The sequence below is a fragment of the Alkalibacterium subtropicum genome (assembly GCF_900112455.1).
Classification (GTDB): domain Bacteria; phylum Bacillota; class Bacilli; order Lactobacillales; family Carnobacteriaceae_A; genus Alkalibacterium; species Alkalibacterium subtropicum.
This window is the reverse complement of sequence record NZ_FOLT01000007.1, coordinates 72,789-85,725: the sequence shown is the minus strand read 5'-3', so window position 1 is coordinate 85,725 and position 12,937 is coordinate 72,789. Positions and strand designations below refer to the sequence as shown.

At 47.7% G+C, this 12,937-nt stretch carries 11 protein-coding genes and 1 riboswitch; of the genes, 3 read left to right on the top strand and 8 right to left on the bottom strand.

The genetic code is table 11. The annotated features are described in order from the left end of the window. Nucleotides 1–378 precede the first annotated feature (378 nt). The 8 genes from BM049_RS08170 to BM049_RS08135 all read right to left on the bottom strand — a co-directional run bounded on the left by BM049_RS08170 (nucleotide 379) and on the right by BM049_RS08135 (nucleotide 8,773). On the bottom strand, nucleotides 379–1,350 hold the full coding sequence (locus BM049_RS08170) for a hypothetical protein (protein ID WP_091530373.1): 972 nt from the start codon (nucleotides 1,348–1,350) through the stop codon (nucleotides 379–381). Nucleotides 1,351–1,955: 605 nt separating this feature from the next. Further along, the gene (locus tag BM049_RS08165; RefSeq protein WP_091530370.1) at nucleotides 1,956–3,005 is read right to left on the bottom strand and encodes an alanine racemase; all 1,050 of its coding nucleotides are present in this window, start codon (nucleotides 3,003–3,005) and stop codon (nucleotides 1,956–1,958) included. Then, nucleotides 3,002–4,162 carry a M20 metallopeptidase family protein gene (locus BM049_RS08160; protein WP_091530368.1) on the bottom strand — a complete coding sequence of 387 codons (1,161 nt, stop codon included), beginning with the start codon at nucleotides 4,160–4,162 and terminating at the stop codon, nucleotides 3,002–3,004. The genes BM049_RS08165 and BM049_RS08160 overlap by 4 nt, the downstream gene beginning before the upstream one ends. A gap of 50 nt (nucleotides 4,163–4,212) precedes the next feature. Beyond that, a complete protein-coding gene (gene dapD, locus BM049_RS08155) occupies nucleotides 4,213–4,929 on the bottom strand; it encodes a 2,3,4,5-tetrahydropyridine-2,6-dicarboxylate N-acetyltransferase (RefSeq protein ID WP_091530365.1) in 717 nt (238 codons plus the stop codon). A gap of 3 nt (nucleotides 4,930–4,932) precedes the next feature. After that, nucleotides 4,933–5,667: a 4-hydroxy-tetrahydrodipicolinate reductase gene (dapB, locus tag BM049_RS08150; RefSeq protein WP_091530362.1), complete on the bottom strand. Its 735-nt coding sequence runs from the start codon at nucleotides 5,665–5,667 to the stop codon at nucleotides 4,933–4,935. A gap of 1 nt (nucleotide 5,668) precedes the next feature. Further along, entirely contained in the window at nucleotides 5,669–6,553 is an 885-nt protein-coding gene (gene dapA / locus BM049_RS08145; protein ID WP_091530359.1) for a 4-hydroxy-tetrahydrodipicolinate synthase, read from the bottom strand. Beyond that, nucleotides 6,550–7,542, bottom strand: coding sequence for an aspartate-semialdehyde dehydrogenase (locus BM049_RS08140; protein WP_091530356.1), 993 nt, complete (start codon nucleotides 7,540–7,542; stop codon nucleotides 6,550–6,552). The genes dapA and BM049_RS08140 overlap by 4 nt, the downstream gene beginning before the upstream one ends. Nucleotides 7,543–7,570: 28 nt before the next feature. Then, entirely contained in the window at nucleotides 7,571–8,773 is a 1,203-nt protein-coding gene (locus BM049_RS08135; RefSeq protein ID WP_091530353.1) for an aspartate kinase, read from the bottom strand. Between the two features lie 93 nt (nucleotides 8,774–8,866). Beyond that, a riboswitch (Lysine riboswitch) is annotated at nucleotides 8,867–9,047 on the bottom strand. Between the two features lie 558 nt (nucleotides 9,048–9,605). On the opposite strand from BM049_RS08135, the gene arcA reads away from it, so the two are divergent. The 3 genes from arcA to arcC all read left to right on the top strand — a co-directional run bounded on the left by arcA (nucleotide 9,606) and on the right by arcC (nucleotide 12,913). Then, entirely contained in the window at nucleotides 9,606–10,850 is a 1,245-nt protein-coding gene (gene arcA, locus BM049_RS08130) for an arginine deiminase (RefSeq protein ID WP_091530413.1), read from the top strand. A 30-nt stretch (nucleotides 10,851–10,880) separates the two neighbouring features. Next, complete coding sequence (gene argF, locus BM049_RS08125) at nucleotides 10,881–11,894, top strand: ornithine carbamoyltransferase (protein WP_091530351.1); 1,014 nt, start codon at nucleotides 10,881–10,883, stop codon at nucleotides 11,892–11,894. A gap of 77 nt (nucleotides 11,895–11,971) precedes the next feature. Continuing rightward, nucleotides 11,972–12,913: a carbamate kinase gene (gene arcC, locus BM049_RS08120; protein WP_091530348.1), complete on the top strand. Its 942-nt coding sequence runs from the start codon at nucleotides 11,972–11,974 to the stop codon at nucleotides 12,911–12,913. Nucleotides 12,914–12,937: the final 24 nt, after the last annotated feature.

Below are 12,937 nucleotides of genomic sequence, written 5' to 3'. Positions count from 1 at the left end.
GCTGACTGAGTCCTAAACTGCTCATGTTGCGCCAAGTCAGCGGGGCTATTTATCTGAGTAGAAAGCAAACGGTCCTTTTATAGTCTGCTCAGTTGTGTGGGAGGTCGGAGCGGTCGGAATAAAGCCGTTTTAGGGTCATCCCGCTAGGAACAGTAATCTGAGCAGGAGCAAGCAGAGGTGAAAAGAGCCTGCTCGGAGCAATGAGCCGGCTGAGCTTGTAGAATCTTTTTCTTATGTAGTAACTCAGCGATTGTAAGAGGTTCCGTTTGTCACAATTAGTTAAAAACTAATATGAAAAGACTCCTTAATGAGCTGCCCCAAAAACTCAGAAGTTTCAAGTCTGACTTTTTTGGGGCAGAATGCAAAGGAGTCTCTTTTTTACTTATCGATGGATTGCTGCTGGGGTTTGATGTGACTCGTTTTCACCCAGTTAAGTGTGTCCAGCAGGCCACGCCCCGAAACGGTTGCCAGGAAAGCGGTGGCTCCGAGTTTTCCGCCTGAACCGTCAAAAAGTGATGCGACGGCGATAAAAAGGATAGCGGTCAGGAGTGTCAGAAAGAACATTTCCGGATAGTTTTTTGCGCGTTCTTTGGAAACCATTCCGGCAAAGGTTGCGCAAAAAGCGGCAACGACCAGAATATGTCCGGGGTCCGGCGAAAGCACAGCGATGATCAAACCGACAAGGGCTGAGGCCGTCACGGGACTAAAAGAAAACTTGTCCTGCAGGAAATAGGTCGCCATGCCTGCTGCTATGATGATGAAAAGTAACGGCATATATAAATCAGAAGACAAAGGTTCTAAGGTTCTTAAAGGCGACCGGAACAGGACGGATGCCAAAACTGTTCCGCAGAAAGCCATGAATCCCAGTTTCCCTCCAAATCCTTTGAACAGATCCTGGGCCAGTATAAAGATTACGCCCGCAAGCAGACTGGCCAGCAGAAATGACCAGGGGTTTGAAAAAACGATGTTGCAGGCCATGCCCACAAAGGAACCGCAGTAGATAGCGACGGCGTACTTTTTAAATAGATAAGCCCCGGCTAAGCCGACACCGGCAGATGCCAGCACACCACCTAATCCCCATTGATGGTTTAGAAAAAAGGTCACGTAAGCTCCAGTGACGAGAGCAGCTAAGGTGTAAATATTTTTCGTTTGTTTTAACTGCATGGGCTGTCTCAGATCACTCTTTACAGACTGCCATTCCCTGCCTAACTGTTTGGCAAGGAACAATGCCGCTATTCCTAAAATCGTTAGGGAAGCGGTATTCATGATCCCGATATTTCCCTGGATCATTGAATAGAGGATATAAAAAGCGAAGAAGACAAAAAGCAGAAAACTGCTGGCTAAAACCACAGGATCAGTCCTTTCTATTTTTCACAAAAAAATGACTTACTGATAATTTGTTTTTAGTGTAAACGATTTAATTACTACGGCTAGTTTACCACATGTTTTAATCCCTTTAAACAATTATTTCACAAACTGAAGTTGTTTATGAGACGATTTTTATATTCGGTGAAAAAGGTGAGTATGCAAACTCGTCTGTCATGTCTTTTTGATGAAGAGGTTGGGGTCATCCCCAACCTCCACGGCCTTTATAAGGATATGTCATTCCGTGTAGTCACGATAGACTAGGATGGCGTCTTTCTATTATCTTTACGCTGCATAAACGGGCGTTCATAATAATTTATCGAACTTATCAAGGAATTCTTAGGGAAGGTGATACCCTGACTGATTTCCATCAGCTTTAAATGAAACAGTGATCTAAACTGGTCGCCATACCGACATTAGACCAACTTTTCGTAGCCCACCAGTGAAATTTATGTCGTAATAGCCTGATATTAAAAATTTGAAACTCAACATCGCTTGAGAAGCTTCTGGTTGTCTCAGGATTACGAATCGAAGAGTTGGACACATAAGAAAAAAGCTGAGACTATTGTCCCAGCTTCGAATGCTTTCTATTAAGTTAAGACGACCTCAAACGTTTGTTTATTGAGACTGGACATCTGCTGAGAAAACGAGCCGATGCCGTTTTTGGTGAACCAGTCAAAGCGCAGATCATCATCATAAAGCGTCACTGTATCGCCGATCTCAACATCTTCGTCGACTTCGACAAGAATATGGCTCATCATCATGACGCGGATAGGATATGCCTTCTCATTGATCTTAACGGGGAAGGCTTTGCGTCCTTTCAGCAGACCGTTCCCATAACCGATATCGCAGACTGCGACTGTAATGTCCTTCTCGGTCAGGTAGTCTGCAGAATAGCCTATCGATCGGCCGGCTTTTACAGGAGTCAACTCGATCACACTGGCTTCGATGCTGACTGCTTGTTCAGCGATAGAAGTGTCCAGGCCGTCGTAGTAAGGACGCGTCCCATATAAGATCACGCCACCGCGAATATGGGTGTGGTAAGGAAGCAGGTCGTCACGCAGATAGGAAGAGCTGTTCTGGGCGTGGATATAGGTCATATCCGGGAGATAAGCTTTTAATTCCTCCAATACGGTCTGCCAGTTCTTGACTTCCTTCTCATAGCGGTCGACTCCGAAGTCATCAGCTGAGGCAAAATGCGTCCACAAGCCAGTGACGTTCATGTCCGGATCGTCCAGGATCTGTTTCATCTGTTCGCTCGACGTAAAGCCCAGCCGGTTAAGATCATTGCGATAAACCAGCTGGATAGCGATGTCTTTCAGTTCTTCTCTGTATTTCTTGTAGAAATCCATCGAGGAAACGGTCAAGGTTAGGTTATACGTCCTGATCTGGTCAAAGTCGGCACCCGGATCGAGCAGCAGGATAAAAATATCCCGGTCCCATTCTCTCAGCTGGATGGCCTCTGCCAGGCTCGTCGTAGCGAATGATCGGATACCACCGGCATAAAAGGCCTCAAAGACCGTTTTCAGGCCGTGGTTATAGCCGTCATTTTTAACGATAGCGATGGTGTCGACCTGCGACTGGAAACGGCGCGCTTGCCGGGTCAGTCGTTCGGTGTTCAGTATTAAGCGTGCGGTCATCTAATCAGTCCCAGCGTAGAGGCAATCGCCTGATAATATTTCACACCGTTAAGCAAAATCTTTTCATCGAAGTTGAACAAAGCGGTATGCAGGCCGTGGATATAGCCTTTTTCTTCATTGCGGACACCTAAGAAGGCAAAGTTCGTTTTGGCGATGGAGGAATAAAAGGAAAAGTCTTCCCCGAACAGATAGGGGACAGCCAGCAGCTCGAGCGTCAAGCCGGCCTGGTCAGCCCCTGCCTGGACGGTATCCATCAGGGACTCATCGTTATAAACAGCCGGATAGCCTTTGGCAAAGTCGAGCGTCGTTTCCGTTCCAAAAAGGGCATCGGTACCGGCTACGATAGTTTCCATTTTCTCCTGGATGTGTATGAGATCCTCTGGTACATAGGTCCGGATCGTTCCCTGGATGTGACCGTCTGTGGCCACCGTATTGATGGCTTCGCCGGCATGGAGTTTCCCGATATGCAGGATATTCTGGTGCAGGCCGTTTAAAAAGTACTGCTGGACCTGACCGAGCTGGGTCGCGATGTGCGTCACCGCTCCGAGCGCACTGTGTCCTTTTTCTTTCTGTGCCACATGAGCAGACAGACCCTTGACGTTGATGCGGTATTCAGTCGCGCTCGCCATCAGAAAGCCTGGTTTGGTGGCCAGCGTGTGCTCAGGGATATCCGGGCCTAAATGCAGGCCGTAGATTTCCTTGACCTGATAGTCTTCAAAAGGAAACGCACGGATCAGTGCATCGGCACCGGCATTGGATTCTTCAGATGGCTGAAAGATAAGCAGGATATTTTTCTCGAGCTTTCCCTCGTCCTGTTTTTCCTTGCACCATTCGGCGAAAGTCAGCAGTATGGACGTGTGACCGTCGTGGCCGCAGGCATGCATGGCGCCGTCGTGCTGAGATTTGAATGGCACTTCTGTTTCTTCCTGAATAGGCAGGGCATCGATGTCCGCCCGAAAACCGATCGTTTCTTTTGAAACGGTACGGCCTTCAAAGAAGACGACGGTTGCGGTATCCAAAGGGGTGAAATAAGGAATCGACAAGTCATCTAACGTGGTTCTGATGTAGTCCGTCGTTTTATATTCATGAAAAGACAGTTCCGGGATCTGGTGCAGGTTTCTTCGGTGTTGTGTTAAGGTTTCTGGTATGTGATCCATACATTCCTCCTGTAAGTGATGATCGGGATAAGTGTCGGGTCGTTAGCGCCTTAGGAATCAAGTTCCCTTAATGCCGAGATGATGGCGACTTTTTCAGAAGCCACATCGGACGTGTTCTTGATTTTACGGGCAGGGACGCCGGCAACGACCGTATCTGCCGGGACATCTTCTGTGACGATGGCGCCTGCTGCGACGACCGAGCCTTTGCCGACACGGACGCCTTCCAGGATCACGGCATTCGCCCCGATCAGGACGTTGTCTTCGATAATGACAGGGGTGGCGCTGGCGGGTTCGATGACACCGGAAAGGACAGCACCGGCTCCCACATGGACGTTTTTACCGGTCGTTGCGCGGCCACCTAAAACGGCACCCATGTCGATCATGGTCCCTTCGCCGACGACAGCACCGATATTGATCACTGCGCCCATCATGACGACAGCGTTTTTGCCGATCGTGGCGTGGTCACGGATAAATGAACCCGGTTCGATCCGTGCATCCACTTTTGACGTATCTAAAAGCGGGATAGCGGAATGACGTCTGTCCTGTTCGATTTCAAGCGCACTGATTTTCTCATTGTTATCGTCATAAAAAGGGCGCCATTCTTTCAGATCGGCAAAAATCGTATAGCTGCCTTCTGATCCAAAGACTTTAAAGGTCTCGGGGAAAGCGTCTTGCTTAAGGGTCGTGTTGATGTAGATCTTTAAAGGGGTCGTTTTTTCTGAGCGGCTGATATATTCAATGATTTCTTCCGGGTTAAATGTCTGCATATTCTACACTCCTAAATTATTATACGTATAAAATCCATTTTCTTTGTTGACTAACTTTTCTGCTACTTTTAAGGCCCCGCGGGCAAAAATGTCCTTCGACTGGGCCGAGTGTTTCACGGAGATGACTTCATCGTGTCCGGCAAACAGAACTTCATGTTCGCCCACGATCGTACCGCCGCGGATAGTGGAAATACCGATCTCTTGTTTATCGCGTTTTTCAGATAACTGACTGCGGTCATAGACTTCTCTGGCATCGGGCCGGGCCTTGTCTTTGATGGCGTCCAGAAGCTTGATCAGTGTGCCGCTTGGGGCATCGATCTTCTGATTATGATGTTTTTCGATCATCTCGATATCGTAGTCATCCATCAAAGGAGCGATCGTTTCAAGAAGCTGGGTCACGATATGGACGCCGTAGCTCATGTTGGCACTGAAAAAGACCGGGGCCGTTTCCGCTTTTTTATCCATCAGTTCAAGCAGGGTCTCTTTTTCACCGGTGGTGGCGATGACCATCGGAATATTAAGGTCAGAAGTCAGCACCTCCTTTGTCAGCGTGGGGTGTGAAAAGTCGATCAGACAATCTGCTTCAGGCAAGCCTTCATTTACAGAATCAAAAAGTGGATGAGGACAGTCGTTTTCTTCAGTCGGTGAAAGCGCGCCGACGATCTCGTGACCGTTCGCTTCAGCCAGTTTGGCGACGCGTTTATTCATTGCACCGTATCCGACAAGCAATAGCTTCATCTCAATCATCCTTTCTTGTGTGATCGAAAAGTTCAGTAAGGACATCCTGAGCGGCAGATTCCAGGGGCACTAAAGGCAGACGCAGAGAATAATCGCCGAACCCTAAGTGACTGGTCAAGACTTTGATCGGGATCGGATTGACGTCCACGCCCAGAGCATCCACTAAGGGGAAAAGACGGTGACTGATCTCAGCAGCTTTTTTCGGATATTTTTGAGCGGCTTCATACATCTCCTGGTATTCTTTCGGCAGGGCATTGGCCAGTACGGAGATCAGACCATGTCCGCCAAGTGCATAGAAAGGCAGGGCCAGATCATCGTTACCGCTGTAAAAGGAAAAACTGTCGTCTACGACATACTGCAGACGATTCAGATGGGCAAGATCACCGGTCGCATCTTTCAGACCGACGATGTTCGGCTGCTTTAGAGCCAGCACTTCCAGTGTTTCCGGAGCGATGGTCATGCCTGTGCGGGCAGGCACGTCGTATAATATGATCGGAATGGTGACAGCTTCAGCGATCGCTGTAAAGTGAGCCAGCAGGCCTTTCTGACTGGTCTTATTGTAGTAAGGTGTGATGACTAAAAGGGCATCGACGCCCAGCTTTTCCGCTTCCTGTGAATGCGCGATGGCATCTGCCGTGTTGTTCGAACCCGTTCCGGCAATGACCGGGATGTCGCCGTCTGCCACATCGATCGCGATAGATAACAGGGTCGCTTTCTCTTTCTTTGTCAGCGTGGAACTTTCGCCGGTCGTCCCGTTGATGACGAAGGCCTGGATGCGGTTCTTTTTCAAATAAATCAGATGATTTTTGAAGCTGTCATAATCAACATTTCCTTGTATGAAGGGGGTGGTGACAGCAGCTGCTGCTCCGGTGAATAATCGTGTCATTGCTGATCTTCCTTTCGTGATAGGAGTTCTTCAAGTATCTGGACAGCATTCAGGGCGGCACCTTTCAGGATGTTGTCACTGACTGACCATAAATGATAAGTGTTCTTCAGGCTGTTGTCTTTTCGGATCCGACCAACGAAGACACCCTCTTGACCTGCTGCATCCAGCGGTGTCGGGTAAAGGTTTTGAGCAGGATCGTCCATCAGCACAATAGAAGGGAAGCCGGCTAAGGCCGTTCTCAGATCTTCGACAGACGGTTCTGCCTTCAGAGTCACATTGATGGCCACCGCATGGGCGTGCGGCACAGGGACGCGCACGCAGGTCGCGGTCACGTCAATGGATGCATCGTTCAAGATCTTCTGTGTCTCCCTGATCATTTTTTCTTCTTCTTTCGTATAGCCGTTGTCTAAAAAGACATCGATTTGAGGAATCACATTATGATAGATCGGTTTAGGGTAATTCACCGCCGCTTCACCGCGTTCGCCCCTCTCCAGGTCCTCAATGCCTTTCCAGCCGGAGCCGGACACAGACTGATACGTCGTGTAGGCCACGCGCCGGACACCAAAGGCATCAGCCAGAGGTTTCAAGGGAACGACGGACTGGATGGTCGAGCAGTTCGGATTGGCTATGATGTGACGCTTGAGGCTTGGTTTGTTGACTTCCGGAACGACCAGGTCGATCGCCTGATCCATGCGCCAGGCACTTGAATTGTCGATGACGACAGCTCCAGCCTGTTCAAATAGAGGGGCGAAGTGCAGACTGGTCTCCCCACCGGCGGACATCAGGACATAGTCAAACCCGCCATCTGTTTTTTCCTCTGTCAGTTCTTCAACCACATATGTCTTTCCTTTAAGTGTCACTTCTTTGCCTGCTGAGCGGGCAGAAGAAAAAAGAGTCAGGGAGGAATAGGGGATGTTTTTCAAATCCAGTATTTCCAGCATGGTGTTCCCCACAAGACCTGTGGCACCGACTACGGCAATGTTTGTCATGAAATCGTCCTTTCTTTTTTCAATAGTATTATAGATTGAAGGCCTGGCACAGAAGACGGGTAGCTTTCTCACCGTTTTGCTCATCCACTACATAGGAGACACTGATTTCAGAGGTCGTGACCTGATAAAAAGGGATGTCTGAGGCCAGCAGCGTCTTGAAAATCTTGGATGCGACACCGGTCATGTCGCGCATCCCGGCACCAATGACCGACAGCTTGCAGTAAGTGGTTTCTATTTTAACGTAAAGATTGGTATAAGACTCTTTTAAAGCATCGAAAAGCTGGTTCAGTTCGCGTTCTTCCGATTCTTTAAAGGTAAAAGACAGCTGCAGGCCATCCTGGTTCTGGATCTGTGAAATCATATCGATATTGATTTCAGCTTCTTCCAGTTTGATGAATAAATCGGTCAGAAACGTCTTGGTTTCCAGGGGATAGGTAATCGTGACGTGAGCCATCTCTTTATCTAGAGCGACTCCCGTGACAGCTTTGCGTTCGAGCATTTGATCATTGGGCACGATCCATGTTCCTTTCTCTTTCGATAATGTTTTCCCTAAGTAAAGCGGGATATTATGATTATTAGCCAGTTCGACGCTGCGCGTTTCAAGCACACCTGCGCCCAGCGCAGACATTTCCATCATTTCCTCAAACGAGATTTTTTCCCAGCGTTTGGCCTCAGGGAAGATTCGCGGATCTGTACTGAATACCCCAGTGACGTCGGTATAGATCTCACACGGGCAGTCCAAGGCGGAAGCGATGGCCACTGCTGTCGTATCTGAACCCCCCCGGCCGAGGGTCGTCAGTTCACCGGCTTTGTTGAAGCCCTGAAAACCGGCGACAATAAGCAGATCGTGTGAATCAAACAGTTCCTCCAGGAAATCCGTTTTGATGGAAGAGATTTTGCTTTTCAGATGTTTACCTGTCGTTTCGATGCCGGCCTGATAGCCGGTCAGCGGTTTGGCCCGGACGTTCATATCGTTCAAAGCGAGCGACAAGAAGGAGATCGTCTGCTGTTCACCTGTATTGAGCAGCATGGCCAGGTCCATGTCGTTGGGGTCAGCTGTCAGGTGGCTCACAGAGGCCAGCAGGTCATCCGTCGTTTTTCCCATAGCGGATACGACAACGATCAGCTGTTCGTCCTGTTCGATACGTGATTTGAGGTAGCCGGCGATCTCTTTGATTTTCATGAAATCTGCCACACTTGATCCTCCAAATTTTAAAACACTTCGTTTCATAGCGACTCCTTTTCTTTAAGTGATTGGGGAGAAGGTTGGTGATAAACAAAAAACAAGCCGGGAATGCCGGCTTGTCCGCAAAAAGATATCGTCACAAGCGGAAGCACTCCGTCAAGCCTAAGCTTTACGGCAGTCTGCATATTATTCATATGCAACCCAACAGTCTGTTCTCTGTAACAAACAGACCATTTCGGCAAATTTCCCTTTTCTCAGCTTCGGACTTACAGGTCCATAAAAAGTGAGTACTCATGATTTTTGCGCCTCATCCAGTCATTTAATTATTAACTTTATGTTTTTTAGCTTATCAAATTTTAATGTTAATGTAAACAACTAATCACTGAAAGTTAAAAACGGCTTCTGATCGTACCTGGCGAGGTCAAAAGGTCCCCGGACCATATTAATTGAGATTTATAGTTATGCAAGGTAAGATATAAGAGGTGAAAATCACAAGAAGAAAAGGGAGAGAAACAATCGTTATATCGATCAGGGCGTCTTATCGATAGCGACCCTATAGGGTTTAGTCAGCCTCGAACGTACAGCGGATGAAAAATTGTGATTTTTTTAATAAACTTATTAGCAATTATTTAAAATTAATAATTTTTGTATATTTTTCATCATTATACAAGACAGTTGCCATGATGACCCATTAATTATACATTATTTTAATTATTATACGTAACCCCCATGCCCACACGCTTGGGAAGCGTTACCAAAAGCTTAACAAGGCGCTTTGTAAGTGTTATCATATGCTTATCAAAGCGAATAAGGAGGAACAAGAGTGAAGTCAACGACTGCATCAGAAAGTACATCTTTAGAGACAGGAGAGAATGAAATGGAAACGAATAAGAAGTCAATTCACGTCTTTTCAGAAATCGGTGAACTGCAGACCGTCCTTTTGAAGCGTCCGGGGAGAGAAATCGAGAATCTGACCCCTGACATTATGGAACGCCTGCTTTTCGATGACATTCCACATTTGCCCGTTATTCAAAAAGAACATGACAAGTTTGCTGAAACATTGAGAGAAAACGGGGTAGAAGTTTTATACCTTGAAAAATTGTCGGCTGAAGCTATCGATGCATCCGACACGAAAGAATCCTTTGTGGAAACGATGCTGAATGAATCCGGTATTTCTTCCAAAAATGTATATAAAGCACTAAAAGACTATCTGCTTTCTATGGAAACACTGGACATGGTCGAGAAAATCATGGCAGGTGTACGCAAGAATGAAGTGGAGGTGGACTCCAATCATCTGGCCGATATCAGTGACCGCCATCAGTATCCGTTTTACATGGACCCTATGCCTAACCTCTACTTTACACGGGATCCCGGTGCATCAATGGGTAACGGCATGACCATCAACAACATGACCTATCAGGCACGTAAGCGTGAAACCTTGTTCCTTGAAACGATCATGAAACATCACCCACGGTTCAAAGACGGCGGCACAGAGATCTGGCGGGACCGCAATGTGACGACGCATATGGAAGGCGGAGACGAACTCGTCTTAACCGACAAAGTTCTGGCTGTCGGTATTTCTCAGCGAACAGAAGCAAAAGCAGTCGAAGACCTGGCCATTGAGCTGTTTGAGCGAGGTGCCTCGTTCGAAAAAGTGCTGGCCATCAAGATTCCGAATGTGCGCGCCATGATGCATCTGGATACCGTCTTCACTATGATCGACCATAATAAATTCACGATCCATCCGGGCATCCTGGAGCTTGACGGCTCGATCGATACCTACATCCTGGAACAATCAGATCAGCCTGGAAAGGTCAAGATCACGCACGAAACGGATCTAAGTGAGGTATTGAAAAATGCGCTGGGCGTAGAGGACATCGAACTGATCCAGTGCGGCGGCGGTGATGCTATTGCAGCGCCGAGAGAACAGTGGAATGATGGGTCGAATACCCTGGCTATTGCCCCTGGTGTCGTGGTCACGTATGACCGCAACTATGTCTCCAATGCTTTACTGAGAGAAAAAGGCGTCAAAGTCATCGAGGTCGAATCAAGTGAATTGTCCCGAGGTCGTGGCGGCCCGCGCTGCATGAGCATGCCGCTGGTGAGAAAAGATCTAAACTAAAAAATTATAAAACTATTAGGAGGAAACATTATGCAAAATGTATTTCAAGGACGCAGCTTATTAAAGGAAAAAGATTTTACTAAAGAAGAGCTAGAGTATTTGATCGACTTTTCCGCTCACCTGAAAGAAATGAAGGAAAAGGGCATTCCGCATCGTTACTTGGAAGGGAAAAACATTGCCCTGCTGTTTGAAAAAGCCTCAACCCGTACCCGTTCATCCTTTACCGTTGCTTCTATCGACCTGGGAGCACATCCGGAATATTTAGGTAAAAACGATATCCAGATCGGCAAGAAAGAATCGGTCGAAGACACCGCCAAAGTACTGGGACGCATGTTCGACGGCATCGAGTTCCGCGGATTCAAACAGGAAAACGTGGAACTGCTCGCTGAACACTCGGGGGTACCGGTCTGGAACGGTCTGACAGACGAGTGGCACCCAACTCAGATGATCGCGGACTATTTGACACTGAAGGAAAACTTCGGGAAACTGGAAGGGCTGACTCTGGCTTATACAGGAGATGGCCGTAACAACGTCGCCAACAGTCTGCTGATCACAGGCGCTATATTAGGGGTAAACGTTCATATCGTCTCGCCTGAATCCCTCTTCCCTGATGAAGCACTCGTCGACCTGGCTAAAGAATATGCCGAGAAGTCCGGCAGCCGCGTATTGATCACGGATGATGTGAAAGAAGGCGTTAAAGGTGCCGATGCCCTTTATGCGGACGTATGGGTATCCATGGGTGAAGAAGACAAATTCGAAGAACGCGTCAATCTGCTGAAACCGTATCAGATCAATATGGATATGATCAAGGCCACAGGCAAAGAGGAAACCATCCTCCTGCACTGCCTGCCAGCTTTCCATGATACCGAGACAGAATACGGAAAAATGGTCGAAAAAGAATTCGGTGAAGTCGAAATGGAAGTCACCGATGAAGCTTTCCGAAGCAAGCATGCCCGCCAGTTCGATCAGGCAGAAAACCGCATGCACTCTATTAAAGCCATCATGGCCGCAACCTTAGGTGATTTATTCATTCCACGCGTTTAAAACAATCGAATAAACTGGCTGGGCAGTCCGGTCAGTTTATTTGCCTATAAACTAATCGATGAAAGAGAGTGATCCTATTGTCAAAACGAAAAATCGTCGTCGCTTTAGGCGGCAATGCTATTTTAACGAATGATTCTTCCGCTAAAGCTCAGCAGAAAGCCTTGGAGCACACAGCTGAGTATCTCGTCCAGTTTGTCGAAAACGGGGATGCGATCGCTATTTCACACGGGAACGGTCCGCAAGTCGGCAATCTTCTCCTGCAGCAGGAAGCCGCCCACAGTGAAAAGAATCCGGCCATGCCTCTGGATACATGTGTGGCGATGACGCAGGGCAGTATCGGCTACTGGCTCCAGTCAGCCATGTCCAAGGCGCTGAAAGCCAAAGGTCTGGACAAAGAAGTGGCATCTATCGTGACCCAGGTCGTGGTCTCAAAAGACGATCCTGCTTTTGAAAGCCCTTCAAAACCCGTCGGCCCCTTCCTGACTAAAGAGGAAGCTGAACAACAGATGGAAGAAACAGGCGCGAAATTTATCGAGGATGCCGGTCGTGGATGGCGGAAAGTCGTGCCTTCTCCAAAACCTGTCGATATAAAAGAAGTCAAAGTCATCAAAACACTGATCGAGAACGATATCATCCCGATCACTGTCGGCGGCGGGGGAGTACCGGTCGTCAAACAAAATGATGAGTATGTCGGTGTGGAGGCTGTGATCGATAAGGATTTTGCCTCAGAAACACTGGCTGTCAATATAGAGGCTGATCTGCTGGTCATTTTAACTGGTGTAGACAACGTCATGATCAATTATCATACCCCAGATGAAAAAGTATTGAGCGAAGTGACCGTGGATGACATGAAAAAATATGTCGATGAGAAGCAGTTTGCTGCAGGCAGCATGCTTCCGAAAGTGGAAGCAGCCATCAAATTCGTTGAAGGGAATCCAAAAGGGAAGGCGATCATCACTTCTCTTGAAAATATTCAGGCAGCGATTTCAGAGAGTGGTGGTACGATAATCACGCGTTAAAGAATCAAAATAATGAGTTGGAGG